The organism is Microbispora sp. H10670, from assembly GCF_014161385.1.
Classification (GTDB): Bacteria; Actinomycetota; Actinomycetes; order Streptosporangiales; family Streptosporangiaceae; genus Microbispora; species Microbispora triticiradicis.
In genome coordinates this window covers 10,764-36,573 of sequence record NZ_JABBWW010000005.1, presented here as the reverse complement: position 1 = coordinate 36,573, position 25,810 = coordinate 10,764, and the positions used below count along the sequence as shown (strand labels likewise).

The window sequence follows — 25,810 nt, the reverse complement described above, 5'->3', positions numbered from 1 at the left end:
GCACGCTGGGGGGATGCACGTCGTGGTCGCGGCCGGCGCCGAGGGGGGCGGGACGATCCGGCCGCTCGGCGGGACGGCGGCCCGGGTGCCCGACCTCGCCGCGGCCGTCCGGTCGCTGGAGGCCGCCGAGCGGCCTCGCTGGGTCTGGGCCGACGCGCGCCGCGTCTACCCGGCCCTCCTCGCGGCCGGCGTACGGCTGTCGCGGTGCCACGACGTCGCGCTGACCGAGGGCCTGCTGCTGGCGGCCGACGCCCGTTACGGGGAGCCCAGGCAGGCGCGGGCGGCCTTCGCGCGCCTGCACGGCCTTCCGGTGCCCGAGGACCCGCACGAGGCCGCGGAGGGGCACCAGCCGGGCGGCACGCAGGCGAGCCTGTTCGAGCCCACACCGGCCGAGGACCCCGCGTCCGAGGCCGGCATGGTCGCCGAGGTGTTCGAGGACCAGCTCCGCCGCGTCGCCCGCACGCCCGATCCCGGGCGGTTCCGCCTGCTCGTCGCCGCCGAGTCGGCCGGGGCGCTGGTCGCGGCCGAGATGCGGCACGACGGCATGCCGTGGCGCGAGGACGTCCACGACGAGTTGCTGACCGGCCTGCTCGGGCCGCGCCCCGCCCACGGCATGCGGCCCGGGAAGCTCCAGGCGCTGGCCGACGAGGTGGCGGCCGCCTTCGGGCAGCCGGTGAACCCCGACTCCCCGCAGCAGATCGTCCGGGCGTTCAAGGCCGTGGGGATCGAGGTCCCGTCGACCCGGTCGCACGTGCTCAAGGCGGTCGATCACCCGGCCGTCGCGCCGCTGCTCGCGTACAAGGAACTGGCCCGCCTGCACAGCGCCCACGGCTGGGCCTGGGCCGCGCAGTGGGTCGGCGGCGGCCGTCTGCGCCCCGAGTACGTCGTCGGCGGGGTGGTGAGCGGCCGGTGGGCCACCAGCGGCGGCGGCGCGCTGCAGATCCCCAAGGTGATGCGCCGGGTGGTGGTGGCCGACGACGGCTGGACGCTCGTGGTCGCCGACGCCGCGCAACTCGAACCCCGGGTGCTGGCGGCGCTGTCCGGCGACCGGGGGCTCGCGCGGGCGGCCGGGGAGATCGACCTGTACGCCGCGCTGGCCGGGGCCTTCGGCGGCGTGCGCGACTCGGCCAAGGTGGCCATGCTGTCCGCGATGTACGGCGGGACCAGCGGCGACGCCTCCAAGCTGCTGCCCGTCATGCGGCGGCGCTTCCCCAAGGCGTACGCGTTCGTGGAGGACGCCGCCCGCGCGGGGGAGGAGGGGCGGCTGGTCCGGTCGTGGCTCGGCCGCACCTGCCCGCCGCCGTCGGAGCGGTGGCGCCGCCTGGTGGCCGGGCCGGAGGGCGCGCGGGCGGCCCGGGACCGGGGGAGGTTCACCCGCAACTTCGTCGTGCAGGCGACCGCGGCCGAGTGGGCGCTGACGCTGCTCGCGGTGCTGCGCGGGCTGCTTCCGGACCCGGCGCGTCTGGTGTTCTTCCAGCACGACGAGGTGATGGTGCACTGCCCGCTCGGCCTGGCCGCCGAGGTCCGGGAGGCGGTCGGGCGGGCGGCGGACGAGGCGACCCGCCTGCTGTTCGGCGACACCCCGGTCCGCTTCCCGATGGAGGCGGTCGCGGTCGCCTGCTACGCCGACGCCAAGTGACGCGCCCCGGTCAGGCGGTGCCGGTCAGGCGGGGCGGAAGGTGTTCCAGAGGGCCTGCCGCACCGGCGCGGCGGCCTCGGTCCAGTCGAAGTCGGGCGAGGCGAACATGACCGCGTACGCTCGCCCGTCCGCCTCCAGGTAGCGGATGACCGCGTGGACGGTGACCTGGCTGGAGTTGGTGTAGGTGTACTCCCAGTCGGCGGCGGGGTAGTGGTAGTCCGCCTCCCGCAACTGGATCTGCGTGTAGTCCGGGTAGTCCTTGATGTTCAGGTTCTGCTCCGCGGCCCGCAGCGCCTCCAGGCCGCCGTCGGGGATCCTCCTGACGGTGATGCTCTGCCCGCTGTCCTTGGGGCCGAGGAGCCTGACGGCGCCGCCGTCGTCGGTCGTCGCGGTCCACGCCTGGGGCACCGCGATCGAGACCCCGCCCTCGGTCACGAGCCGGTAGCCCTCGGGCACGCGTACGGCGGGAAGGGAGCGCCCGGCCGCCCTGGCGCCGCCCGTGGACGCCCCGGCCGCTCCGGTCGCCAGGCCGCGTGCCCCGGAGGTCGTCTCTCCCTGGTCGCCGGAGCCCCCCGGCAGCAGCACGAGCGCGATCGTGACGATCACCGCGAGGACGGCGACGCCGGCCACGACGAGCAGCAGCCTGGCGCGGGGGTCGCGGTCCGTCCCCCGCTGGGTCTGCTCCTTGCGCCTGCGCCCCACCCGGGGACGGTGCGGGCCCGTGGTGACGGCGTCCGCGGCCCGGCCGGACCTCCGGCCGTTCCGCGTGTCCGTCTCGGGCGGACCGGCGCCTGGACCGGCGCCGGGGCCGGAGGCCGGACCCGATCCCGGGCCCTGAACGGTGCCGAGGCCGCCGCCCAGGTCGCCGGGCATGTCGCCCGGCGCGGGGGCCGGCCACATGCCCTCCTTCCGCCGCTCCGGCGCGTACGACGACCCGGATGGAGACGACAGCGGGTCGAACGCCGGGGCCTGGCCGAAGGGCGTGACGGGCCCGAAGGCGGCGAAAGGCTCGAACGCGGGATCGGCGGCGGGCTCGGCGGTGGGACCGGGCGGCGCGCCGCCGGGGAGGCCGTTGTGGGCGAGCGGCACGCGGACCGGGCCCGAGGGCGTCTCGACGATGCGCGAGGGCAGCGGCCCCGAGGGGATGTCGAGCGGCGGCAGCAGCCCCGCCGGCATGGAGTTCTGCGGGGTCGGCACCGAGGACGGCGTGCCCGCCCGTCCCGGCAGCCCGGCCCCGTGGCTGTGCAGGATCCGTTCCAGCATCTCCGCGACCTGCGCCGCCGGGAGGCGGTCGGCCGGGTTCTTGCGGAGCAGGCCCTCGATGACCGGCAGCAGCGCGCCCGCCCGGCGGGGCCGGCTGGGCTCCTGGGTCAGCACCGCGCCGAGGACGGCGACCGCGTCGGGTCCCTCGTACGGCGGGCGGCCCTCCACGGCGGCGTACAGGGTGGCCCCGAAGGACCACAGGTCGGCGGCGTGGGTGATCGTGCGGCCCTGCAGGCGCTCCGGCGGGATGTAGGCGGGCGAGCCCATCAGCAGGCCGGTCTGGGTGATCGTGACGTCGCCCTCGATGGCGGCGATGCCGAAGTCGGTGAGCACCACCCGGTCGGCGGTGAGCAGCACGTTGCCGGGCTTCACGTCCCGGTGCAGGATGCCGGCGGCGTGGGCGTGGCGCAGGGCGTCGAGCACCCGGACGCCGATCTCGGCCGCCTGCACGACGGGCAGCGGCCCGCCCTGCCGCACGGCCTGTTCGAGGGACCAGGCGCGGACCAGTTCCATGACGATCCACGGCCGCCCGTCCTCCTCGACCACGTCGTGGACGGTGACGATGCCGGGGTGGCTGAGGCGGGCCGCCGACCGCGCCTCGCGCAGCATGCGCCGGTGCGCCGACTGGGCGCCCGCCTGGTCGAGCCCGAACGGCAGGAGCAGTTCCTTAACCGCTACGTCGCGGTCGAGCAGCACGTCGTGGGCGTGCCACACCATCCCCATGCCGCCGCGGCCCACCGGGGACAGCAGCCGGTAACGCCTCCCGACGAGACGGCCCTGCCCGTCGGGAACGCCGGCCGGGGGGCGCCCCGCGGGTCCCTGACCCTCTGGCATAGGGGGGACCATACCGAGCAGGCGATCGGTCGTCATAGAAAAGGTCCCCAATTCACGCTCGATCCGCAGGATCCCCCGTCCGGACCGTGCGAATTGCTCCGGATATCTGAGACTGACGACGATATTACGGTCTGATGACGGTCAAAGGGAATTCATGCGGCGGCCAGCGCGTCGAGGGCGGCCGTGAAGACTCCGGCCGGCGGGCTGACCAGCCCCGCCCCCACCTGCCCCGTTCCGGCGACGCGGCCCGCGATGCCGGTGTTCACGACGGGCAGCACACCGGTCCTCGCCACGAGGGCGACGTCGATGCCGGCGGGCGTGCCGCGGAAGCCCAGCCCCGGGATCTGGTACGCCGGGTGCTCGGCCAGCGTGATCTCGTACATCGAGGTCGTGGCCGCGACGGCGTCGGCCACCTCGCCGCCGACGAACCTGACGATCGCCGGGGCCGCCGCCATCGCGAAGCCGCCGAGCCCGGTGGTCTCGGTGATCGTGGAGTCGCCGATGTCGGGATTGGCGTCGTCCGGCCCGTAACCGCCGAGGTAGAGGCCGTCGGGCACCCCGGCCGGGCCGGTGAACCACCGGTCGCCGAGCCCCGACACCTGTATTCCGAAATCCGTTCCGTTGCGGGCCATCGCCACGACCAGGCTCGACCCCGGCACGCCGCGCGCCGCGTCGGCCGCGGCTTTCGCCGCCGCCATTCCCGCGTTCAGGAAGAAATGATCGTTTCCATTGATGAAACGCAGCACCTCGGCCGCGCGGCCCGGGGCGGCCTCCACGACCGCGGGGGCGATCTCCCGCACCAGCAGGGACGTCGCCGCCCGGTTCCGGTTGTGCAGCTCGTCGCCCATCTGCAGGGCCTGCGCGATCAGGGTGCGCAGGTCGAGGGGCCCGCACCGCTCCAGGGCCGCCGCGAGCACCGGACCGAGCACCTCGCCCATCCAGCGCAGCCGCTCGATCACCTCGGGTCCGTACGCGCCGTACCGCAGGACCTTGCCCAGCCCCTCGTTGAGCGAGCAGTAGGCCGTGCCGCCGTGCTCGGCGTCGGTGACCTCCAGCATCCACATGGACGGGCTGACCACCCCCGCCATCGGGCCGACCGTGCGGTGGTGGTGGCAGGAGTCCAGGGTGATCCCCGCGCCGGAGGCGAGGCGCTCCGCGGCCTCCTCCGGGGTGGCGGCCAGGCCCTCGAACAGCATGGCGCCGACGAGCGCCCCCCGCATCGGCCCGGACGCCCGCTCCCATGTGATCGGCGGGCCGGCGTGGAAGAACGACCCGGCCTCCAGGCCCAGCGCCTCGCGGGCCGGCCGCACGCCGGAGAGCATGGGCCGCGCGGACAGCATCCTCCCCACGGCCGTCGCGTTGGCCCGCTCACGCCGGGGATCGGCGAGCACCTTGGCGAGCATCCCGGCGAGCGCGGCGGAGACGCCCGGGGCCGGCGGCCGCCAGTCGACCCGCCGCTGCGGCACGGCCTGCCGGTCCAGCGCCTCGGCGAGCACCTCGGCGCCCACGGTGATGACGCGCGGTTCGCCGTACAGCATGGAGAGGGTCATCGGCTGCCTCCGGTGAGCCGGGTGGGACTACTCGGCCGCACAGCCGTCAGCCGTCGGCCAGGCGGCGGGCGTGCCGCGCCGCCGCCGCGTTGGAGGTGAAGACGGCGGCGCCCGCCTCGTTCAGGCGCGCGGCCTGGGTGCGCGGCCCCTGCGGGTCGCCGTCGGCGCCGACCAGGGCGACCACCACGTCCACGCCCCTGGCGGTGGCGTCGCGGACCTCGGGCGCGAGCCAGGAGGACGGATCGGGGTCGGCGCCGTGCCCGAGCACCACGTCGAGCAGCACGACGCCCGAGTCGACGCCGCGCAGCGCCTCCCGGCGCAGCGACGGGTCGATCATGGGGTGGGCCCGCCCCCGCGTGTACGCGTCGTCCCCGTAGTCGACGAACCACGCCTCGCCGCCCGGCTCCACGGCGCCGGCGATCAGGGCCGCCTCGGCGCACAGCGTGCCCCCGGAGTAGAGCCCCCGCAGCGGACGCCGCCCCTCGCGCGCGGGCGCGGTGCCGGCGGGCCAGGACGGCCACTCGGGCACGTCCCGGCCGAGCGCGCGCAGCGCCTTCTCCGCGACGGCGGTCAGGTCGTCCTGCCCCGGCCCGAGCAGCGCGGCGACGACCGGGGTGGCCAGGTCGAGGTCCCGTACGGCGCGGGCCGCCTCGGGGGCGGGCGGCTTGGAGATCAGCACGATCAGTTCGGTCGCCGGGTCCTCGTCCAGCGCGCGCAGTGCCTGCACGGCCGAGCGCCCGCCCACCTCGGCGGACAGGTCCCGGCCACCCACGCCGAGCACGTGCGACACGCCGACGCCGGCGATGTCGAGCAGGCACGTCACCTGCTGGGCCCCGGTCCCCGAGGCGGCCACGACCCCCACCGGGCCCGGCCGCAGCACGTTGGCGAAGCCCAGACCGGCCCCGCCCACGACGGCGGTGCCGCAGTCGGGCCCCATGACGAGCACGCCCCTGGCCCGCGCCCGGTCCTTGAGCAGGATCTCCTGCTCGACCGGCACGTTGTCACTGAAGATCATGACGGAGAGCCCGGCCTCCACGGCGTCCAGCGCCTCGGCGAAGGCGTGCTCGCCGGGCACGCTCACCAGCGCCAGGGTCGCCTCCCACGACCGCGCGGCCGACCGGACGGTGCGGGGCGGCGCCTCGTCGCGGGTGGTCCCGCCCGCCGTCCCGGTCGTGGCGAGCTGCCGCTCCAGTTCGGCGGCGGCCTCGCCGAGATCGGCGGCCGAGGCCGCCCTGATCGCCACCAGCAGGTCGCCGGGCGTCGTGGGCGGGACCTCGAAACCGAGATCGCGGGCGAGACCGGCGTTGAGGTCCGTGCCCATCGCGACGACGGCGACGGCCACCTCCGGCCGGGCGGTGAGCGCCTGGCTCACCCGCATGAGCGTCACCGAGTCGTGGTAGACGCCGGGGCGGACCTCGACGAGGTCGGTCACGGCCGCTCCCGGCGGGAGGGGGCGCCCGCGACGGCGGGACCCGCGCCGAGGAGGGACAGGACGGCGGACACGCCGATCTGCACCCCCCACGCCAGGTCGGCGCCGGAGGTGTGGCCGAGGCGGAGCAGGCGGTTGACCGCGGGTTCCAGCGGCTGGTGCCCGGCCGCCGCCCGCAGCACGCCGAGGACCTCCGGGCTCGCCTCGCCCCTGGCCGCGCAGTGCAGCAGGGTCGCCGAGATGGAGGTGGTCCTGGTGCGGGCGTCGAAGGTGACCGCGGCGGCCAGCCAGTCCGCCAGCCACACCGCGCGCGGGACCCCGGCGGCCTGGCCGAGGTGGCGCAGCGCGACCAGCAGCCCCGCCAGCATGTCGTCGCCGCTCGGCGTGAGCCCGGGGCCGAGGCCGATGAGCCGCTCGGCCGCCGTGATGCTCTCCACCAGCGAGCCGCGCAGGCAGCCCCGCTCCAGCAGCGCCGGGGCCCCGGCCGCGTCCAGCCCCGGCTGCCGGGGCGACGCCGCGCGGATCCCGGCCAGCGCCGCGGGGGCGGACGCCAGCCGCGCGGGGTCGGCGGGCGCGAGCGGGGGAGCGGGGTCCCACCAGCGGCGGACGCCGACGCACAGGCCGCCGATCTCGATGGAGCCGTCGCCGACCCAGCCGTCGTCGCCGGCCGACACCCCGTCGAGGGACTCGGCGAGCACCACCGCGTTGGGCAGGCGGACGCCCTCACCCGTCACCACGGCGATGACGTGCGGCTCGCACTCGCTCCTGACCTCCAGGTAGAGCGCGAGCGGGAAGGCCGCGAGCACCCGTGCCGGGCGGCGGGGAGACTCCAGGGCCGGCCGTACGGCGACGCTCGCCGCGCCGCTCACGTAGGCCGGGGCCGCCGGGGGGCGAGGGGCGGGCGCCGCCGCCCGCCGCCCTTTCTGGCGCGTGCCAACACTCACCGGGACCTCCCTCGCCAGTCGTTGCCGACGCTAAGGCCCGCCTTCCCCCCTCCGTACGGAGAAAGATGCCAACAGTCGGCCGAATGCTTGGCTCTTCCTGACAGGACCGGCGTCGGGCAGAATCTCCGTGAGACGTCCCGAGTACGTCGACACTCCCCGGAGAGGCCCTTGCGCAACGACCCGGCTCCGCCCGCGATGCGGCTGGCCAGCACCGGCACGATCCTGCACGGGGTGTCGGTGGGCGAGGTGCTCGGCGTGTCCACGCTCGCGGACGCCCGCCTGATCGCCGGCGGGGACGGGCTCGGCCGCATCGTGCAGCGCCTCAACGTGATGGAGGTCCCCGACATCCTCGCCTGGGTGAAGCCGCACGAACTGCTGCTCACCACGGGCTACCCGCTGCGCAACACCCCGCAGTCGCTCGACCGGCTCGTGACCGACCTGGACGAGCGGGGCCTCGCCGCCCTGGCGATCAAACTCGGGCGCTACCTGGACGAACTGCCGGGGGAGATGGTCGAGCAGGCCGACCGGCTCGGCTTCCCGCTGATCCTGCTCCCCAACGACGTGGGGTTCGACGACATCCTCAACCAGGTGCTCACCGACATCCTCAACCGGCAGGCCGCGATCCTCGCCAGGACGGAGGAGGCCCACCGGGCGCTCGTGCAGATCGTGCTGGCCGGGGGCGGGATGCGGGAGGTCACCGCGGAGGTGGCCGGCCTGCTCCGGGTGGCGGTGGGCGCGATCGACGCGTCCGGGCACTTCCTCGCGGCGGCCGGGGAGGCGGCGCAGGTGGCGCGGCTGCGGGAGATCGACGCGGCCCCCGTGCGGACGCCCGCCGGTGCGGGACGGACGCCGGGGAAGGCCGCCGGGAACGGGCACCACGCGAGCGTGCCGATCGTCGCGGGCGGCCACCACCACGGGAGGATCGCCGCCTACAGCGCCCACGGCACGCTCACCCCGAGCGACGTCGGCATCCTGGAGCGGGCCGCGACCGTGGCCGCGCTGGTGATCACCAAGCAGGAGGCGGTCACCGCCGTCGAGAGCAAGTACCGGGCCGACTTCCTGCGGGACGTGCTGACCGGCCGGGGCGGGCTGCGGGTGGCCGAGCGCGCCCGGGCGTTCGGCTGGGACCTGGAGCGCCCGGTGAGCGTGATGGTGGCGGAGATCGACCCGGACGCCGAGGAGCGGCCCCTCCAGGACCGCATGTGCGCGGCCTGGCAGGCGTCGGTGCGCAAGCACGACCCGCGCGGCGCGGTGGCGGGTTTCTCGCACGAGGTCGTGGCGATCGTCGGGGCGTCCGCGGACCCCGCGCGGGTGGCGCGGGACGCGCTCGCGGGGATCTCCGACGGAACGTTCTCCACCGGGCTCAGCCGGGTCGCCTCCGGGGTGGACGCCCTGCCCGGCGCGTACAACCAGGCGCTGAAGGCCGCCCGGGTGGGCCGCCAGCTGCACGGGGCGGGCGCGGTCGCCCACTTCGACGAGCTGGGGGTCTATCGGCTGCTGTCGCTCGTCAGCGACACCGACGAGCTGCACTCCTTCGTACGGGAGACCCTGGGCCCGCTCGCGGGGGACGACGACGCCGAGAACGCCGACCTGCGCCGCACCCTGCAGGCGCTGCTGGAGACCAACCTCAACGTCGCCGAGACCGCGAGGCGGCTGCACTTCCACTACAACACCCTGCGCTACCGCATCGGCAAGCTGGAGCGCCTGCTCGGCAACTTCACCGAGGACGCGCACCTGCGGCTCAACCTCACCCTCGCCCTGCACGTGCTGCGCATGCGGGGCATCTGACTCTTTAAGCTGGCGCCGTGAACGAGGCCATAACCTTCGAGCTCGACGGCGACCACATCCCGCTCTGCGATCTCCTCAAGTTCTGCCAGATCGCCGACAGCGGCGGCGCGGCCAAACACCTCGTCGCCGAGGGCCTGGTCCGCGTCGACGGGCAGGTGGAACTGCGCAAGGCCTGCAAAATCAGGGCGGGCCAGGTCGTCACCGGCGACGACTACACGATCCGCGTGGTGTAGACGCCCCGGTGGTCGTCGTTTTGGCAGATCATGCCCATGTCTGTCGCGCACGCCGGTCCTAAAGTGCCCCAAACGGTCAAGGAAGTACGCGGGACGCCTGCGGGGTGGCCGAGCCCACGGCCCAGCTGGAGGGACGTACATGGCTTTCAGATGGACGGTGCACGGAGACGGCAGAGGGCTGGCACCCGGCGAGGTCGTCAAACCCGATGAGAGGCTGAGCTGGCCGCGGATGGCCGGCATCGGCGCGCAGCACGTGATCGCCATGTTCGGCGCGACCTTCGTGTTCCCCCTCGTGATGGGGCTCGACCCGAACACCGCGGTGATGATGTCCGGCGTCGCGACGATCCTGTTCCTGCTGATCACCCGCGGCAGGGTGCCCAGCTATCTCGGCACCTCGGCGTCGTTCGTCGGCGGCGTGGTGGCGGTGCGCGCGGCGTTCGGCGGCGACACCCCGGGGGCCGACCGGGTCGTCACCGGGGCGATCCTCGTCGCGGGTCTCGTGCTCGCGGTGTGCGGCGTCGTCGTCCACGTCCTCGGCGTGCGGGTCATCCACCGGATCTTCCCGCCGGTCGTGACCGGAGCGGTGGTCATGCTGATCGGCTTCGGCCTGGCGTACGTCGTGGCCGACGTGTACTGGCCGCAGGACCCGTGGATCGCGCTGATCACCATGATCGCGACGTTCGTGTTCGTCGTGCTGTTCCGCGGCTTCCTCGGCCGGATCGGCGTGCTGCTGGGGCTGGTCTTCGGGTTCGTCCTGTCCTGGCTCGCCGACAGGGTGTTCGGGAACATCACCGCCTACAACGCGGGCACCGGGGCGGTCGACACCCATCCCCGGGTGAGCTTCCAGGCCGTGGCCGACGCCGGCTGGATCGGGCTGCCGCACTTCCACGCGCCGTCGTTCCAGGCGTCGGCCGTGCTGGTCGTGCTGCCCGCCGTGATCGCCCTGATCGCGGAGAACGTCGGCCACGTCAAGGCGGTCGGCCAGATGACCGGCGCCGACGTCGACCCCCTGATGGGCCGGGCGATCGCCGCCGACGGCGTCGGCACCGCGGTCGCGACCGCCGTCGGCGGCTCGCCCACCACGACGTACGCGGAGAACATCGGCGTCATGGCGGCCACCAGGGTCTACTCGACGGCCGCGTACTACATCGCCGCGGTCATCGCGATCCTGTTCGGCCTGTGCCCGAAGTTCGGCGCGCTGGTCGCCGCCACGCCCGGCGGCGTGCTCGGCGGCGTCACGGTCATTCTGTACGGCATGATCGGGCTGCTCGGCGCGAAGATCTGGGTGGAGAACCGGGTGGACTTCGCCGATCCGGTCAACATGGTGCCGATCGGCGCGGGGATCATCCTCGCGATCGGGCCGGTCACCCACCAGATCACCGGGGACTTCTCGCTCGCCGGGATCGCGCTTGGCACGATCGTGGTACTCGCCGGCTATCACCTGCTCCGCGCCATCGCGGGCAGGCCTGCGAAGGAGGTCACAGGTGGGGAGATCGGGCTCGAACGCGACCCGGCCGTCTGATCGGCGCGTGTCCCGGACGACGCGGTGAAGCCGCCTCCGTTCGACTACCGCCGCCCGGCCACCCTCGGCGAGGCGCTCGGCCTCCTCGCCGAGGCGGGCTCCGGCGGGAAGGTCCTGGCGGGCGGCCAGAGCCTGATCCCGCTGCTCAACATGCGCCTCGCCGCGCCCGCCCGCGTCGTGGACGTCAACCGCGTGCCCGGCCTGGACGGGATCGAGGCCGGGCCGTCCGGCGTACGCGTCGGGGCCCTCGCCCGCCACGCCGCCGTCGAGCGCTCGCCCGGGGCCGCGGCGGCCCAGCCGCTGCTGCGGCAGGCGCTGCGCCTGGTGGCCCACCCCGTGATCCGCAACCGGGGCACCGTGGTGGGCAGCCTCGTCCACGCCGACCCCGCCGCCGAGATGCCCGCCGTCCTCGCCCTGCTCGGCGGGTCCGTACGGCTGGCGAGCCGGGGCGGGGAGCGGGAGGTGCCGGCCGCGGCGTTCTTCACCGGCCCGATGGAGTCGGCGGTGCGGCCCGGCGAGCTGGCCGTGTCGGCGTTCTTCCCGGCGCTGCCGGCGCGGTCGGGCACGGCCTTCCACGAGGTGGCCCGGCGGCACGGCGACTACGCGGTGGCCGGGGTCGCCGCCGCCGTCACCCTGGACGAGGACCTCCGGATCGCCGCCGCCAGCGTCGCCTGCGTGAGCGTGGGACCGGTCCCGGTGGTCGCGGACGTGACCGCCGCCTGCGGCCCGCGCCCGGCGGCCTCGGTGGCCTGGGAGGCGGTGGCGGCGGCCGTACGGGACCTGGTCGAGCCGGAGGGCGACATCCACGCGACGGCGGACTACCGCCGTCACCTCACGGGCGTGCTCGCCGTACGGGCGCTGCGGGACGCCGCTTCCGCGGCCCACGGGGAGGAATCGTGAACGAGACGCACCATCACGTGACGCTGACGGTCAACGGGGTCGTGCGGGAGGCGACGGTGCCCGGGCGGCGGCTGCTGTCCGACTGCCTGCGCCACGATCTCGGCCTCACCGGCACCCACGTCGGCTGCGAGCACGGCGTCTGCGGCGCGTGCACGGTGCTGCTGGACGGCGAGCCGGTGCGGTCGTGCCTGACGTTCGCCGTCACGGTGGACGGTCAGGAGATCACGACGGTGGAGGGGCTGGCCCGCGACGGCGCGCTGTCCCCGGTCCAGCGGGCCTTCACCGAGTGCCACGCCCTGCAGTGCGGGTTCTGCACGCCGGGGTTCCTGTGCACGGTCACCGCGTTCCTGCGGGACAACCCCGCGCCGACGGAGGAGGAGGCGCTGGAAGCCGTGGCGGGCAACCTGTGCCGGTGCACCGGCTACCAGAACATCCTCAAGGCCGTCCACCGCGCCGCCCAGATGCAGGCGACACAGATCCAGGCGGAAGAGGGTGGGGCATGACGACCAGGCTGTTCGGCGAGCCGGTCCGGCGGCGCGAGGACCCCCGGCTGATAACCGGTCAGGGGCGCTACCTCGACGACCTGGGCGCGGGCGCGCTGGCCGCCGCCTTCGTCAGGTCGCCGCACGCCCACGCGCGGATCCTCGACGTCGACGTGTCCGGCGCGCTCGACGTGGACGGCCTGGTCGCGATCTACACGTGGGAGGACCTGCCGGGCGCGCTGGCCGAGCCGCTGCCGCTGCTGATCCCGCACCCGGCCCTCACCCACGGCCGCACGGCGTACGCGCTGGCCCGGGAGGTCGTGCGGCACGTGGGGGAGCCGGTCGTGATGGTCGTCGCCCGCGACCGCTACCTCGCCGAGGACGCGTGCGCGCTGATCCGGGTGGACTACGAGGTCCTCAAGCCGGTCGTGGGTTTGGAGGAGGCCGCCGGAGGCGCGCACCTGGTGCACGAGGACGTGCCGGGCAACATCGGCGCGCACCTCGTGCAGGAGGTGCCCGGCCCCGGCGGCGTGACGGCGCGGGAGGCGGTCGACGCGGCCCCCCACCGGCTGCAGTTCCGCCTCGACGTCGAGCGCAGCGCCTGCACGCCACTGGAGGGGAAGGGCGTGTACGCCCGCTGGGACGCCGACGACGAGTCGCTGCGCGTCTACTCCTCCACGCAGACCTCCACCAGCGTGCGGATGGCGATCGCGGCCAAGCTGGGGCTGCCGCTGCCCAAGGTGGAGGTCGTCGCGCCCGACGTCGGCGGCGGCTTCGGCGTCAAGATCGTCCATCCCTGGCCCGAGGAGATCCTCGTCCCGTGGGCGGCCCGGCTGCTGAACCGGGAGGTGAAGTGGACCGAGGACCGGCGCGAGCACTTCGTCTCCTCCTCCCACGAGCGCGGGCAGGTGCAGCACGTGCGGGCCGGCTTCGACGACGACGGGCGCCTCCTCGGGCTGGAGGTGGAGATCCTGCACGACCACGGCGCGTACACGCCGTACGGGATCATCGTGCCGATCATCACCTCGACCCAGCTGCTCGGGCCGTACCGGGTGGGCGCCTACCGGGTCGAGTTCTCCTCGGTCTACACCAACACCGTGCAGGTCACGCCGTACCGGGGCGCGGGCCGCCCGCAGGGCGTCTTCTGCATGGAGCGCACCATGGACAAGATCGCCGCCTACCTCGGCCGGGACCGTACGGAGGTCAGGGCGGCCAACTTCATCCAGCCGGACGAGTTCCCCTACGACCAGGGCCTGACGTTCCAGGACGGGCGCCCGCTGATCTACGACAGCGGCGACTACCCCGAGGCCCTGCGCATGCTCAAGGAGCTGATCGGCTGGGACGCCTTCCCGGAGGAGAAGGCGCGGGCGGCGGCCGAGGGCCGCAGGATCGGCATCGGCGTCGGCTGCTACGTCGAGGGCACCGGCGTCGGGCCGTACGAGGGCGGTCACGTGCAGATCACCTCCGACGGCCGGGTGCACGTGTCGACCGGCCTCACCTCCCAGGGGCAGGGCCACGAGACGGTGTTCGCGCAGATCGCGGCGACCGAGCTCGGCGTGCCGATCGGGAAGGTGTCGGTCGTCACCGGCGACACCCGGCGCTTCGGCTACGCCGTGGGCACCTTCGCCTCACGCGCGGCCGTGATGAGCGGCAACGCGATCGCGCTGGCCTGCCGCAAGGTCAGGGAGAAAGCGCTGCGGATCGCGGCCGAGGCGCTGGAGGCCGACCCGCGCGACCTGGAGATCACCGACGGGATGGTCCACGTGGCGGGCGCGCCGTCGGCGTCGATCCCGCTGGCGACCGTCGCCGTGCTGTCCAACCCGCTGCGGTACGCCTTCGACGAGGAGGCCAAGCGGGCCACCCAGTTCGCCGGGCCCGCCTCGGACGACCGGCCGCCGGTGGCGGAGGGGGAGGAGCCCGGCCTGGAGGGCCGCGACTACTACTCGCCGGTCAGGTCGACCTTCGCGGCCGGCATGCACGCCGCGATCGTGGAGACCGACCCGGACACCGCCGAGATCAGGATCCTGCGGTACGCCGTCGTGCACGACTGCGGCAGGCTGATCAACCCGATGATCGTCGAGGGGCAGATCCACGGCGGGGTCGCCCAGGGCGTCGGCGGCGCGCTGTACGAGAAGATGGTCTACGACGAGCACGGCCAGTTGCTGAACGCCTCGTTCATGGACTTCCTGATGCCGTACGCCACGGAGGTGCCGCGTATCGAGACGGCCCACCTGGAGACGCCCTCGCCGCTCAACCCCCTGGGGATCAAGGGCGCCGGGGAGGCCGGGGTCATCCCGGTCTCCGCCGTCGTCGCCGCCGCGATCGAGGACGCCGAGGGCATCCCGATCGACCGGATGCCCATCTCCCCCTCCGACCTCCACACCCTGCGCCTCACGCGCTGAGTACGGCGGCGGCCCGAGAGCCGGGCGCCTTCAGCGAACCAGACCGAGCAGGAGATGGAGCGCTTCGTCGATTTCGAGCAGTTCGGCGGGGGAGAGCCGACCGGTGAAGGAACCGAGTCGCTCCGGTGCGACCGCGGCGGTCTGTTCCAGCATGATCCGCGTCGACTTGCCCAGCAACTCGATCTCGGGACGGAAGGATGTAGGACGCGCGCTCGTGGAGGTCGGAGCGACGAGCAGCGTCGAGAGAGCCGGGATGAAGTCGGACTGGATCACTACGGCGAACCGCTCGCCGCTCTGCTCGTGCTTCACGCCGTCCCGGGGAGGGTGGAGACGGTAGACATCACCACGCACGGAGGGATTCCATGTCACGCATGATCGCACGGGCTTCCTCGCGGTCCTCTGGATCATCCGCGAGAGCGAGGGCCTCGCGCCGCGCCGTTTCCGCGCGCCGTAGCCGCCAAGCCATCACGATCGCCTCGCGGATCACCTCGTCGGTAGCCTGACCGTCGGCGGTGAGTTCGGCCAGCGCGGCTTCGGTGCGCGGATCGGCCTGAAAGGTAACCACGCTCATATTCTCAGCGTACGACACGGTCTCCCGCAGGCCTTCGCGACGATCCGTGAAAGATTGAGTACTCTGCGTATTCGTCTGTTCGTCGGCTTGGAGAAACTCAGGAGACCTCGGCGGTGAGGCGCTTGCGGAACACCCAGTAGGTCCACGCCTGGTAGGCGAGGACGCCCGGCAGGGCGATCAGGCCGATCCAGGTGAGGAGCGTCAGCGTGTACGGCGCGGAGGCCGCCTCGGCCAGGGTCAGGCCGGGCAGCGGCGCCGCCGACAGCACGCCGAAGACGGTGGCGGTCGTCGCGGTGATCGCCGTGGCGGTCGCCGCGAAGGCCCAGCCCTCCCGGCGGCCCCACACCAGCGTGACCCCGGCCGCGAGCGCGGCGGCGGCGAGCAGGGCCGTCCCCAGCGTCCACAGCGGCCCCCTGCCGGGCACGGACGGCAGCGTGCTGAGCGCGACCGGCATCGCGCCGACCGCCGCCAGCAGGGCGGCGCGGCGGGCGCGGGCCCGCACCCCGCCGGTCGTCTTGAGCGCCACGAACACCGCGCCGTGCAGCACGGCCACCGACAGCGACAGGGCCCCGCCGAGCACGGTCGCGAGGGCCGTGCCGAACAGCAGGTTGCCGAAGATCGCGCCCCACAGGAACGCGGGCAGCACGCTGCCGGTGACGATCCCGGCGTCGCACAGGGCGACCTCGCGCCGGGAGTGGACCTTGCCGCGCCACTCCAGGCCGACGCCGCGCACGATCAGGCCCGTGATCACCAGGAAGACCGGCAGGTAGAAGCCGCTCAGCAGGCCGGAGTACCACGCGGGGAAGGCGGCGAACATCGCCCCGATCGCGGTGATCAGCCAGACCTCGTTGCCGTCCCACACCGGGCCGATGGTGCCGAGCACCTGCCTGCGGTCCGCCTCCGAGCGCGACAGCAGTGGCAGCAGCGCGCCCACTCCGAAGTCGAACCCCTCCAGGACGAAGTAGCCCGTCCAGAGGAAGGCGATCACGATGAACCAGAAGGTCGTCATCTCGTGGCTCCTCAGTACATGAGGGTCGGGGTGAGCCGGGTCTCCTCCGCCCGCGCCGGCGGAACCGCGGCGGCGGGCCCGGGGGCCGGGGCGGGCAGTTCGGGGCCGGCCTTGACGTGCCGCAGCAGCAGCGCGCCCTCGGCCAGCGCGAGCACGCCGTACAGGACCGTGAAGACGGCCAGCGTGATCGCGACCTCGGTGAGCGAGACGCCCGGCGACACGCTCGCGGCCGTCATGAGCTCGCCCTGCACGGTCCACGGCTGGCGGCCGATCTCGCTGAGCAGCCAGCCGGCGATGATCGCGGTGGCCGGGAGCGGGAGCGCCAGCACGCAGAGGCGGGCGAACCAGGCGGGCACGGGCTCGCCCTGCCCGGCGTGCTGCCCGGCCCGCCGCCCGCGGCGCTTCCTGGTCAGCCAGAGGCCGAGCACGGACAGGCCCACCGTGGCCATGCCGAAGTTGATCATCACGCGGAACGACCAGAAGACGACCGGCAGGTTCGGGGTGTAGTCGGCGGGGCCGAAGGCCTTCTCGTACCTCGCCTGGATGTCGTCCACGCCCTGGACGGTCGCGGCGGGGTCGTGCGCGGCGAGCAGGCTGAGCAGGCCGGGCACCTCGACGCCGGGCGCGATCGAGAACGGCGCGCCGGCCGTGTCGTGACGCAGGCCCTCGGCCGCGGCCAGCTTCATCGGCTGCTGCTCGTGCAGGAGCCGGCCGGACAGGTCGCCGGTGCCCGCGACCACGGCTCCCGCGATCGCGGTCATCACGAGGGCGGCGCGCAGGGCGGTCCGCCACATGTCCGGGAGGCGGCGCATCGGCGTGGTGGCGTCCCCGGCGGTGACCGTGCGGGCCCGGCGGCCGGGCAGCACGCCGAGGCCGCGCTCACGCAGGACGCGGTAGCCGATGACGGCGAGGACGAACCCGCCGGCCACGACGAACGAGGCGGCCACGACGTGCGGCACCTGGGCGAGCGCGGTCGAGTTGGTCAGCACGGCCCACAGGTCGGTCATCCGGGCCCGGCCGTCCACGACCTCGTAGCCGACCGGGTGCTTCATCCAGGCGTTGGCCGCGAGGATGAAGTAGGCCGACAGGTTGGAGCCGATGACCGCCGCCCACAGGCAGGCGAGGTGGACCCGCTTGGGCAGCCGGTCCCAGCCGAAGATCCACAGGCCGAGGAACGTCGACTCCAGGAAGAAGGCGAGCAGCGCCTCCAGCGCCAGCGGCGCGCCGAACACGTCGCCGACGAAGGTCGAGTACTCGCTCCAGTTCATCCCGAACTGGAACTCCTGCACGATGCCGGTGACCACGCCCATGGCGAAGTTGATCAGAAAGAGCTTGCCGAAGAACCTGGTGAGCCGCAGGTAGTGCTCCCGGCCCGTACGGTGCCAGGCGGTCTGCAGGCCGGCCACGTAGACGCCGAGCCCGATCGTCAGGGGCACGAAGAGAAAGTGGTAGACGGTGGTCACCCCGAACTGCCACCGTGCCAGGTCAAGCGCGTCCATGTCTTCCTCACGCCGAGCTCTACGACTTGTAGTTCTATATTCAGTAGTACTACAAGCTGTAGAGCATTAGGGCCCCGCGAGATGCGATCTTCGTCACAGCCGTGAGGCATGCCGAAGCGGCCCGGTTCGCGGTGCCGGATCCCCGTTCCTTGCAGTACGGACGATGCCGGTAGGACGGTCCCGGTGAACAGGGACAGGTGTCCCGTCCCGCCGGGCGTGCCCGGCTCGGGCACATGACCAAGAGTGGCCCGACGGCGGCACGGGCGGCGTCCGCCGTGCGGCTGATTCCCCCGTACGCCGCGCGGTTGACGTCGCGAGCCCTCCGGCCGTCGCGGAGACGCGCGTGGAAACGGCGAGGACCTCCGGTTCCGCGAACCGGAGGTCCTCGCCTGGTCTTCCGTGGTCCTTCCCGCGCTCCTTCCGGAGCTTTCCCCGGGGTCAGGTTCCCCGTGGTCAGGCGACGGCGGGGTGGAGGGCCAGGGTGGGGTAGTCGGTGTAGCCGCGGTGGTCGCCGCCGAAGGCCGTGCTCAGGTCCGCCTCGTTCAGCGGCGCGCCGACGCGCAGGCGCACCGGCAGGTCGGGGTTGGCCAGGAAGGACTTGCCCAGCGCGACGAGATCGGCGCCCCAGCGCAGCCGTTCCTCGGCGGAGGCCGCCGGGTCGGTCGCCGTGGGGTCGTTGACGATCAGGGTGTTCGGCCACAGGTCCCGGATGCGCGCGTCCAGCTCGGCGCCGCCGGTCGCCAGCAGGTGCAGGTAGACCAGGTCGAGACCGGCGAGCTCGGACACCAGCGCGGGATAGACCTCGTGGGCGTCCTCCTCCACCAGTCCCTGGGCGCCGTTCCGGGGGGACAGCCGGATTCCCACCCGGGAGGGGCCGATCTCGTCCGCGACGGCCTTCGCCGTCTCCACCGCGAACCGGATCCGGCCCTCCACCGACCCGCCGTACCGGTCGTCGCGGAGGTTGGCGTTCTGCGACAGGAACTGGTGGATCAGGTAGCCGTTGGCGCCGTGCAGCTCGACGCCGTCGAACCCGGCGTCCACCGCGCGCCGGGCGGCGGCGGCGAAGTCGCCGACCGTGGCCTCCACCTCGGCGGTGGACAGCTCCACGGCCACCGGCGTGTCCTGAAGGCCCGCGGGCGTGAAGATCTGCTCACCGAGCCGTACGGCGGAGGGGGCGACCGGGAGGTGGCCCGTGTTGTCGGGGTGGCCCACCCCGCCCGCGTGCATGATCTGGGCCACGATCCGGCCGCCCGCCGCGTGGACGGCGTCGGTCACCTCCCGCCACCCGGCGACCTGCTCGTCGGTGTGCAGCCCCGGGGTGTTCATGTAGCCCTGTCCCACCGCGCTGGGCTGGACGCCCTCCGTGACGATCAGGCCGGCCGAGGCGCGCTGGGCGTAGTAGAGCGCGGTCAACGGCGAGGGGATCCCCGCCACGTACGCACGTGACCGCGTCATGGGCGCCATGACGAGACGGTTCGGCAGGCGAAGGGAGCCCAGGGTGTGGGGTGTGAACAGCATGGTCAAGACCTCCCGAATTTACTTGGTCGGCCAACTTGGTCGGCCATAGATACTCATACAACTTGGCCGACCAATATGCAAGCGGTAGGCTCATCGCAGAGGAGGCGGCGTGATGACGGAAGCACGGACGGACGGCGTGGAGGCGTGCGGGACGACGTCCGCGGCCGGGGCGGGGTGCGGTGGGGCGCCCGGAGAGGACCCCGACAGCCTGAGCTGCCTGATGGCCCAGGCGGCCCTGGGGCACCGCGTCCTGCTCGCCGCGCTGCTCGCGGAGATCGGCCTCTATCCCGGTCAGGACCGGGTGCTCAACGCGCTGTGGGCCAACGGCCCCATGTCCCAGAACAGGCTCGCCGCGGCGGTGGGCATCGACATGTCGACGATGACCAAGAGCCTGCAACGGCTGGAGCGCAGCGGGTTCGTGAGCCGCGCTCCGTCCCCCCGCAACCGGCGGATCAGCGTGGTGAGCACGACGCCTAAGGGCGACACGCTGCGTGCCGAGGTCCGCCGGGTGGAGGAGGAGCTTCACCGGCGGCTGTCCGACGGCCTGACGCCGGAGCAGGTCGAGACCCTCCGCTCCCTGCTGGGGGTGGTCCGCCGCAACGTCTGCCGCGAGACCGCGCCGTCCCCGCTTCCCGCGGCGGAGCTCCCCGGGACGGAGCTTCGTGAAGCGGATCCTCCCGCCACGGTCGCGGCCTCCCGGTAGCCCGGCCGTACCGCCGCGCCGTGGCCGGGCATGTCTTGCCGTTCCCGCCGTACGGGTGATTCTCTAGGGTGCTCGGCATCGGAGGTGGCCATGAAGGTCTCGGGCAGCGCGGTGGTCGCGGCGGAGCGCAAGCGGGTCTGGGACGCCCTCCAGGACCCCGGCGTCCTGGTGCGGACGATCCCCGGCTGCGAGCGCCTGGAGACGGTCGGCGAGAACGTGTACGCGATGACGGTCACGGCGGGGGTCGCCTCGGTCAGGGGCGTCTACCAGGGTGAGGTGGCCCTGCGCGACCAGGAGGAGCCGGACCGGTTCACGCTCGGCGCGCGCGGCCAGGGCGCCCCAGGCACCGTCGAGGCCACCGTGGCCGTACGGCTGAGCGACGCCGAGGGCGGCACCCGGGTCGACTTCGACGCCGAGGCCGTGGTCGGCGGCATGATCGGCGGCGTGGGGCAGCGGATGCTCGCCTCGGTGGCCAAGAAGACCGCCGGGGAGTTCTTCTCCGCCGTCGAGCGGCACCTGCTGTCCGCCTCCGCCGTTCCCGCCGCCGTGTCCGGAACCGCTCCCGCCGTGTCCGAGGCCGTTCCGGCGGCGACGGCCGCGGCCGGGGAGACGGCGCCGCGCGTGTTCACCCGTGAGGCTCCGGCCGCGCCCCGCCAGGGCGTGCCGGCCTGGACGATGCTCGCGGCCTTCGGCACGGGCGCCGGGGTGGCCCTCGGCAGCGCCGTCATCGGCTGGCTCCTCGGCCGCAACTCCCGCCGCCGCTAGCCACCTTCTCCTGGTTCCGGGGGAATCGGCCGGAGGGCGCGCCGGTTGGGACATGTCGTGAAAGTCGAGATCTTCTCTGATGTCGTGTGTCCCTGGTGCTACATCGGGCACCACCGGCTCCAGCAGGCCGTACGCCTCTTCGAGGGGGACGTCGAGGTGGCGCACCGCCCCTTCCAGCTCGACCCGGACGGCGTCTCCACCGGTGAGCCGCTGCTGCGCGTGCTGGAGCGCAAGTTCGGCGGCGCCGGGCAGGTGGCGCAGATGACCGCCCGCGTCGCGGGCGTGGCCGCCGAGGACGGGCTGGACCTCCGCTTCGACCGGGCGCTGCAGGCCGGCACCTTCGAGGCGCACCGGCTGATCTCGCTGGCCGGGCGGGCCGGACGCGGAGGGGCGATGGCCGAGCGGCTGTTCCGGGCCCACTTCACCGACGGCCTCGACGTGGGGGACCCCGGCACGCTGGCCGGGCTCGCCGCCGAGACCGGCGTCGAGGACACGGGGGAGGGCGCGGAGCAGGTGCGCGCCGATCTGGCCCGCGCCCACGCGCTGGGCGTGCGCTCCGTCCCGCTGTTCCTGTTCGAGGAGAAGTACGCCGTCTCGGGCGCACAGCCCGTCGAGACGCTCGTGGCCGCGCTGCGGGAGGTCGAGGCCCGTACGGCCGAGGAGAAGGCGGCCCTGGGGAAGACGACGCAGGAGAAGGCGGGTGAAGGCTGCGACGGCGACGCGTGCGCGGTCTGATCCCGTAGGGGATCCGGGTAGGCGGTCCGGGTAGGCAGGGTGTGACGACGGTGTCCGGATTCTTCGGCAGAGTGCGCCGGTTCTTCCCGGTGGCGGCGCTCGATAGACACTGAGCATGTCCATCCGCATCGGGGTAGACACCGGCGGCACCTTCACCGACGTCGTTCTCGTCGACGAGGAGTCCGGCCGCGTCGTCACGACCAAGACTCCCTCCACTCCTGCCAACCCGGCCGATGGTTTCATGGCAGGCGTGCACAAGGTGCTGGAGACCCATGGGGGGTCCCGCGACCTCGATGCCGTCGCCGCCCTCGTCCACGGCACGACCGTCGCCACCAACCAGTTGCTGGAGGACCGCCCGGACGGCACCGCCCATCTGGGGTTCGTCACCACCGAGGGCTTCGAGTCCGTACTGGAGATCGCCCGGCAGAGCGTGCCGGACGGCTACGGCAACTCCTACTTCTGGGTGAAGCCGCCGCGGATCGTGCCCGTCCACCGGGTGCGTGCCGTGGGGGGACGGCTCGACCACCTCGGCCGCGAGGTCCGGCCGTTCGACGAGGAGCAGGCCGCGGCCGCCGCGCGGTGGTTCAGGGAGCGGGGTGTCACCGCGATCGGCGTGTGCTTCCTGCACTCCTACGCCAACCCCGCCCACGAGCGGCGGATGCGCGAGGTGCTGGAGCGCGAGCACCCGGAGGCCGTCGTGTCGCTGTCGAGCGACGTGCTGCGGGAGTACCGGGAGTACGAGCGGTCGGTGACCACGCTGGTGGACGCGGCGGTCAAGCCGATCATGCGGCGGTACATCGAGAACCTGTCCGAACGGCTCGGCCGGCCCTTCTCCGTCATGAAGAGCAACGGCGGCGTGCTGTCGGCGGCCGAGGTGGTGCACCAGCCGATCACGACCGTCCTGTCCGGCCCGGCGGCGGGCGCGCTCGGCGCCGCGCTGGTGGCCGGCGCCGCCGGGCATCCGAGCGCGATCACCCTCGACGGCGGCGGCACCTCGACCGACGTGGCCGTGGTGGTGGACGGAGAGCCCTCGACGACGACCGAGGGCAGGATCGGCCGCTATCCCTGCAAGATCCCGATGATCGACATCGTCACGGTCGGGGCGGGCGGCGGGTCCATCGCCTGGGTCTCCCCGGAGGGGACGCTGAAGGTGGGCCCCCGGTCCGCGGGCGCGGACCCCGGGCCGATCTGTTACGGGGCGGGCGGCACCGAGGTGACGGTGACCGACGCGCACGTCTTCCTCGGCCGGGTGCCGCCGCACCTGCTCGGCGGGGAGATCCGCCTCGACGTCGCCGCGGCGCGGGCGGGCGTCGAGGCGCTCGCCGCCCGGCTCGGGCTGACCCCCGAGCACTGCGCCACCGGGATCCTGGAGATCAGCGCGTTCAACCAGTCGAACGCGATCCGGCAGATCACCGTGCAGCGCGGCCTCGACGTGCGGGACTTCCCGCTGGTCGCGTTCGGCGGCTCCGGCCCGCTGCTGGCCTGCCGGCTGATCGACGTCCTCGGGCTGCCCGCCGCGATCATCCCGCCCGACCCGGGGAACGTGTCCGCGTTCGGCCTGCTCACGGTGGACGTGAAGAACGACTACGTCCGCACGCACGTCACCCGTGAGCCGTCGCCGCGGGCGCTCGGCGAGATCCTCGCCGGCCTGGAGGCCGAGGCGGCGGACGCGCTCGGCCGCGAGGGCCTCGCCGAGCACGTGTACGCGCGCACCGCCGACCTGCGCTACTACGGCCAGGCGTACGAGGTGCGGGTGCCCGCGCCGGACGGCCCAGTCGACGAGGCGTGGCTCGCCGTGGTCGCGGACCGGTTCCACGCCGAGCACGAGAGGCTCTACGGGTACGGCTACCGCGACGATCCCCGTCACGCCGTCGAGTGGGTCAACCTCCGGGTGTCCGGCATCGGCCCGATCACCCGGCCGAAGCTCGCGCGCAGGCCGTACCAGGTGGACGAGCCGAGCCCGGTCGGGACCCGTGACGTGTACTACGAGCGGTGGGGCAGGACCGTGGTCTACCGCCGCGACGACCTCGGCGCGGGCGCCGTGGTGCGCGGCCCCGCCGTCGTCGAGGAGTACGGCTCGACCCTGCCGGTGCATCCCGGCTTCACGGCGACCATGGACGACTACGGCAACCTCGTGGTGGTGAGCGATGACCGGTAGGACCGCCGACCCCGTGCTCGTGGAGATCGTGGAGGGCACGCTCGCCTCGGTCGAGACGGAGGTGGAGACCGCGATCGCGCGCACCGCCCGCTCGCCGATGATCCGCGACGCGCACGACTTCCGGGCCGGCATCCACGACGCGCGGCTGCGCAAGCTGACCGGCCGTTCCTATTCGGCGCTGGTGCAGCCGGTCGTCCGCGACTTCCCGATCGGGACGATGCGGCCCGGCGACGTGTTCTTCCACAACGACGTCTACCTCTCCGAGGGCGGCATCGGCCACCTGCCCGACCTGTGCGTGACGGTGCCCGTCTTCCACGAGGGCGAGGTCGTCGCGTTCGTCCAGGCCTTCGGCCACCACGACGACATCGGTGGCGCGGTGCCGGGATCGATGCCGTCGCACGCGCGCAGCGCGTTCGAGGAGGGCCTCATGGTCCCGCCGATCAGGTTGTGGGACGAGGGGGTGCCCAACCGGGCCGCCCTCACGATCATGACGCGCAACTCCCGCATGCCCGACTCGCTGGCCGGGGACCTCGACGCCGAGTGCTCGGCCTGCCTCATGGGCGCCCGGCGGCTCGGCGAGCTGTTCGGCCGGTACGGCCGGGAGGCGGTCGAGGCCTGCTTCGACGCGATCATCTCCAAGACGACCGAGACCTTCCGGCGGGAGCTGCTCGCGAAGATCCCCGAGGGGGTCCACGTCTGGGAGGACTACGCCGAGCACGACGGCGTGGACGAGCCGCGGCTGCACACCCAGCGCATCACGCTGACCGTCGACCACTCCGCGGACACCCCGCTGACCATCGACTTCACCGGCACCTCGGCGCAGGCCAAGGGGCCGATCAACCACGCGGGCGACTACGCCGAGGGCGTCTTCCTGAAGAAGTGGCTGGCGCCGATCCTGCGCAACCTCGCCGACACCCCCGAGCGGATGGCCGAGCTCGACGTCAACGAGGGCGTCGTACCGCTGATCAGGATGGTCTTCCCGGAGAAGGGCACCCTGCTCACGCCGATCTTCCCCGCGCCCACCAACGCCCGCACGTTCGTGATCCTCCGCCTGCTCGGCGTGCTGGCGGGCGTGCTGGCCAAGGCGACCGGCGGCCGGATGCCCGCCGACCAGGAGACGATCCGCTACACCGGCGTGTACGGCGAGTCGGACGACGGGCCGTACCTCATGCGCGAGGTGCTCGGCGGCGGGTCGGGCGGGCGCTGGTACGCCGACGGGGAGGACACCATCCACGTCGTGCCCGACAGCCGCAACATCCCCGCGGAGTTCGCCGAGGCACGCTGGCCGTTCCGGGTCGAGCGGCTGGGCCTGGCCGTGGACAGCGGCGGGCCGGGGGAGTTCCGCGGCGGCCTCGGCTACGACAAGCACATCCGGATGCTGCGGGACGCCTCCTTCATGTCGATCGCCGACCGCTCGATCCTGTCGTGCTGGGGCGTCAACGGCGGCCGGGCGGGCCGTCCCTTCCAGGTCACGGTCGACGGGGTGGAGATGGAGGGCCTGGTCGACGACTTCCCCGTACGCGCCGGGCAGGTCATCCGCATCCGTACGACCGGGGGAGGCGGCTGGGGCTCGCCGTACGACCGGCCGGCCGAACGCGTGGCCGACGACGTCCGCGACGGGAAGGTCTCCTTCGAGGGCGCGCGCGACGACTACGGCGTCGTCCTGACCGGCACCCGGGACGACGTCGTCGTGGACGCCGAGGCGACCGCGCGCCTGCGGGAGCGGCTGCGGGAGGCGCCGCCTGCGGCCTTCTTCGACCGCGGCCCCGGCTATCCCCGGCTCTCCGGCGGCCTCCCGCACGCCGAGGTCGACATCGTGTGAGCGCCGGCGACGCCCGGAGCCGTCCGGGATTGGCGGCGGTGCCG

General features: G+C 73.7%; 21 protein-coding genes. 12 read left to right on the top strand and 9 right to left on the bottom strand.

Annotated features, from left to right (window positions below; genetic code table 11):
- The first annotated feature begins 13 nt into the window (after positions 1-13).
- Positions 14-1,639, top strand: a complete 1,626-nt coding sequence (locus HHX33_RS09280; RefSeq protein WP_182874219.1) for a bifunctional 3'-5' exonuclease/DNA polymerase — start codon at positions 14-16, stop codon at positions 1,637-1,639.
- A 24-nt stretch (positions 1,640-1,663) separates the two neighbouring features.
- Here HHX33_RS09280 and HHX33_RS37095 read toward each other — a convergent pair whose 3' ends face one another.
- The 4 genes from HHX33_RS37095 to HHX33_RS09260 form a co-directional block, all read right to left on the bottom strand.
- Positions 1,664-3,736: a serine/threonine-protein kinase gene (locus HHX33_RS37095; protein ID WP_182874218.1), complete on the bottom strand. Its 2,073-nt coding sequence runs from the start codon at positions 3,734-3,736 to the stop codon at positions 1,664-1,666.
- A 152-nt stretch (positions 3,737-3,888) separates the two neighbouring features.
- Entirely contained in the window at positions 3,889-5,286 is a 1,398-nt protein-coding gene (locus tag HHX33_RS09270) for a DUF1116 domain-containing protein (RefSeq protein WP_111699559.1), read from the bottom strand.
- 46 nt (positions 5,287-5,332) lie between these two features.
- Positions 5,333-6,718 carry an FdrA family protein gene (locus tag HHX33_RS09265; protein WP_182874217.1) on the bottom strand — a complete coding sequence of 462 codons (1,386 nt, stop codon included), beginning with the start codon at positions 6,716-6,718 and terminating at the stop codon, positions 5,333-5,335.
- Positions 6,715-7,659, bottom strand: coding sequence for a DUF2877 domain-containing protein (locus HHX33_RS09260; RefSeq protein ID WP_182874216.1), 945 nt, complete (start codon positions 7,657-7,659; stop codon positions 6,715-6,717). The genes HHX33_RS09265 and HHX33_RS09260 overlap by 4 nt, the downstream gene beginning before the upstream one ends.
- A 195-nt stretch (positions 7,660-7,854) precedes the next feature.
- On the opposite strand from HHX33_RS09260, the gene HHX33_RS09255 reads away from it, so the two are divergent.
- From HHX33_RS09255 to cutA, 6 genes are all read left to right on the top strand, one after another.
- Positions 7,855-9,447, top strand: coding sequence for a PucR family transcriptional regulator (locus HHX33_RS09255; RefSeq protein WP_117409528.1), 1,593 nt, complete (start codon positions 7,855-7,857; stop codon positions 9,445-9,447).
- 17 nt (positions 9,448-9,464) lie between these two features.
- Positions 9,465-9,680: an RNA-binding S4 domain-containing protein gene (locus HHX33_RS09250; protein ID WP_117409520.1), complete on the top strand. Its 216-nt coding sequence runs from the start codon at positions 9,465-9,467 to the stop codon at positions 9,678-9,680.
- Positions 9,681-9,819: 139 nt separating this feature from the next.
- Positions 9,820-11,202, top strand: coding sequence for a uracil-xanthine permease family protein (locus tag HHX33_RS09245; RefSeq protein WP_182874215.1), 1,383 nt, complete (start codon positions 9,820-9,822; stop codon positions 11,200-11,202).
- Between the two features lie 24 nt (positions 11,203-11,226).
- A complete protein-coding gene (locus tag HHX33_RS37090) occupies positions 11,227-12,102 on the top strand; it encodes an FAD binding domain-containing protein (RefSeq protein WP_182874214.1) in 876 nt (291 codons plus the stop codon).
- Positions 12,099-12,605, top strand: a complete 507-nt coding sequence (locus HHX33_RS09235) for a (2Fe-2S)-binding protein (protein ID WP_117409517.1) — start codon at positions 12,099-12,101, stop codon at positions 12,603-12,605. Before HHX33_RS37090 ends, HHX33_RS09235 begins: the two co-directional genes overlap by 4 nt.
- Entirely contained in the window at positions 12,602-14,986 is a 2,385-nt protein-coding gene (gene cutA / locus HHX33_RS09230) for an aerobic carbon-monoxide dehydrogenase large subunit (protein ID WP_182874213.1), read from the top strand. Before HHX33_RS09235 ends, cutA begins: the two co-directional genes overlap by 4 nt.
- Before the next feature lie 30 nt (positions 14,987-15,016).
- Here cutA and HHX33_RS09225 read toward each other — a convergent pair whose 3' ends face one another.
- The 5 genes from HHX33_RS09225 to HHX33_RS09205 all read right to left on the bottom strand — a co-directional run bounded on the left by HHX33_RS09225 (position 15,017) and on the right by HHX33_RS09205 (position 19,583).
- Positions 15,017-15,295, bottom strand: a complete 279-nt coding sequence (locus HHX33_RS09225; protein ID WP_259406316.1) for a type II toxin-antitoxin system PemK/MazF family toxin — start codon at positions 15,293-15,295, stop codon at positions 15,017-15,019.
- A 31-nt stretch (positions 15,296-15,326) separates the two neighbouring features.
- Complete coding sequence (locus HHX33_RS09220; protein WP_182874211.1) at positions 15,327-15,557, bottom strand: hypothetical protein; 231 nt, start codon at positions 15,555-15,557, stop codon at positions 15,327-15,329.
- A gap of 97 nt (positions 15,558-15,654) precedes the next feature.
- Positions 15,655-16,566: a cytochrome d ubiquinol oxidase subunit II gene (gene cydB, locus HHX33_RS09215; RefSeq protein WP_182874210.1), complete on the bottom strand. Its 912-nt coding sequence runs from the start codon at positions 16,564-16,566 to the stop codon at positions 15,655-15,657.
- Positions 16,567-16,577: 11 nt separating this feature from the next.
- Complete coding sequence (locus HHX33_RS09210) at positions 16,578-18,065, bottom strand: cytochrome ubiquinol oxidase subunit I (protein ID WP_182874209.1); 1,488 nt, start codon at positions 18,063-18,065, stop codon at positions 16,578-16,580.
- A 453-nt stretch (positions 18,066-18,518) separates the two neighbouring features.
- Positions 18,519-19,583 carry an alkene reductase gene (locus tag HHX33_RS09205; RefSeq protein ID WP_182874208.1) on the bottom strand — a complete coding sequence of 355 codons (1,065 nt, stop codon included), beginning with the start codon at positions 19,581-19,583 and terminating at the stop codon, positions 18,519-18,521.
- A gap of 112 nt (positions 19,584-19,695) precedes the next feature.
- Here HHX33_RS09205 and HHX33_RS09200 point away from each other — a divergent pair, with 112 nt between their 5' ends.
- From HHX33_RS09200 to HHX33_RS09180, 5 genes are all read left to right on the top strand, one after another.
- Positions 19,696-20,286: a MarR family winged helix-turn-helix transcriptional regulator gene (locus HHX33_RS09200; RefSeq protein WP_117409512.1), complete on the top strand. Its 591-nt coding sequence runs from the start codon at positions 19,696-19,698 to the stop codon at positions 20,284-20,286.
- Between the two features lie 90 nt (positions 20,287-20,376).
- Positions 20,377-21,051, top strand: a complete 675-nt coding sequence (locus HHX33_RS09195) for an SRPBCC family protein (RefSeq protein WP_182874207.1) — start codon at positions 20,377-20,379, stop codon at positions 21,049-21,051.
- Between the two features lie 57 nt (positions 21,052-21,108).
- Entirely contained in the window at positions 21,109-21,786 is a 678-nt protein-coding gene (locus tag HHX33_RS09190) for a DsbA family oxidoreductase (RefSeq protein ID WP_182874206.1), read from the top strand.
- A gap of 115 nt (positions 21,787-21,901) precedes the next feature.
- The gene (locus tag HHX33_RS09185) at positions 21,902-23,944 is read left to right on the top strand and encodes a hydantoinase/oxoprolinase family protein (RefSeq protein WP_182874205.1); all 2,043 of its coding nucleotides are present in this window, start codon (positions 21,902-21,904) and stop codon (positions 23,942-23,944) included.
- Positions 23,934-25,766, top strand: coding sequence for a hydantoinase B/oxoprolinase family protein (locus HHX33_RS09180; protein ID WP_182874204.1), 1,833 nt, complete (start codon positions 23,934-23,936; stop codon positions 25,764-25,766). The genes HHX33_RS09185 and HHX33_RS09180 overlap by 11 nt, the downstream gene beginning before the upstream one ends.
- Positions 25,767-25,810: the final 44 nt, after the last annotated feature.

What these genes read in the sequence shown, in the direction of transcription:
- HHX33_RS09185 (WP_182874205.1), top strand. Translation starts at nt 21,902, where the DNA reads ATGTCCATCCGCATCGGGGTAGACACCGGCGGCACCTTCACCGACGTC.
- cydB (WP_182874210.1), bottom strand. Translation starts at nt 16,566, where the DNA reads ATGACGACCTTCTGGTTCATCGTGATCGCCTTCCTCTGGACGGGCTAC.
- HHX33_RS09200 (WP_117409512.1), top strand. Translation starts at nt 19,696, where the DNA reads ATGACGGAAGCACGGACGGACGGCGTGGAGGCGTGCGGGACGACGTCC.
- cutA (WP_182874213.1), top strand. Translation starts at nt 12,602, where the DNA reads ATGACGACCAGGCTGTTCGGCGAGCCGGTCCGGCGGCGCGAGGACCCC.
- HHX33_RS09270 (WP_111699559.1), bottom strand. Translation starts at nt 5,286, where the DNA reads ATGACCCTCTCCATGCTGTACGGCGAACCGCGCGTCATCACCGTGGGC.
- HHX33_RS09205 (WP_182874208.1), bottom strand. Translation starts at nt 19,583, where the DNA reads ATGCTGTTCACACCCCACACCCTGGGCTCCCTTCGCCTGCCGAACCGT.
- HHX33_RS09180 (WP_182874204.1), top strand. Translation starts at nt 23,934, where the DNA reads ATGACCGGTAGGACCGCCGACCCCGTGCTCGTGGAGATCGTGGAGGGC.
- HHX33_RS09280 (WP_182874219.1), top strand. Translation starts at nt 14, where the DNA reads ATGCACGTCGTGGTCGCGGCCGGCGCCGAGGGGGGCGGGACGATCCGG.
- HHX33_RS09195 (WP_182874207.1), top strand. Translation starts at nt 20,377, where the DNA reads ATGAAGGTCTCGGGCAGCGCGGTGGTCGCGGCGGAGCGCAAGCGGGTC.
- HHX33_RS09255 (WP_117409528.1), top strand. Translation starts at nt 7,855, where the DNA reads ATGCGGCTGGCCAGCACCGGCACGATCCTGCACGGGGTGTCGGTGGGC.
- HHX33_RS09245 (WP_182874215.1), top strand. Translation starts at nt 9,820, where the DNA reads ATGGCTTTCAGATGGACGGTGCACGGAGACGGCAGAGGGCTGGCACCC.
- HHX33_RS37095 (WP_182874218.1), bottom strand. Translation starts at nt 3,736, where the DNA reads ATGCCAGAGGGTCAGGGACCCGCGGGGCGCCCCCCGGCCGGCGTTCCC.
- HHX33_RS09210 (WP_182874209.1), bottom strand. Translation starts at nt 18,065, where the DNA reads ATGGACGCGCTTGACCTGGCACGGTGGCAGTTCGGGGTGACCACCGTC.
- HHX33_RS09220 (WP_182874211.1), bottom strand. Translation starts at nt 15,557, where the DNA reads ATGAGCGTGGTTACCTTTCAGGCCGATCCGCGCACCGAAGCCGCGCTG.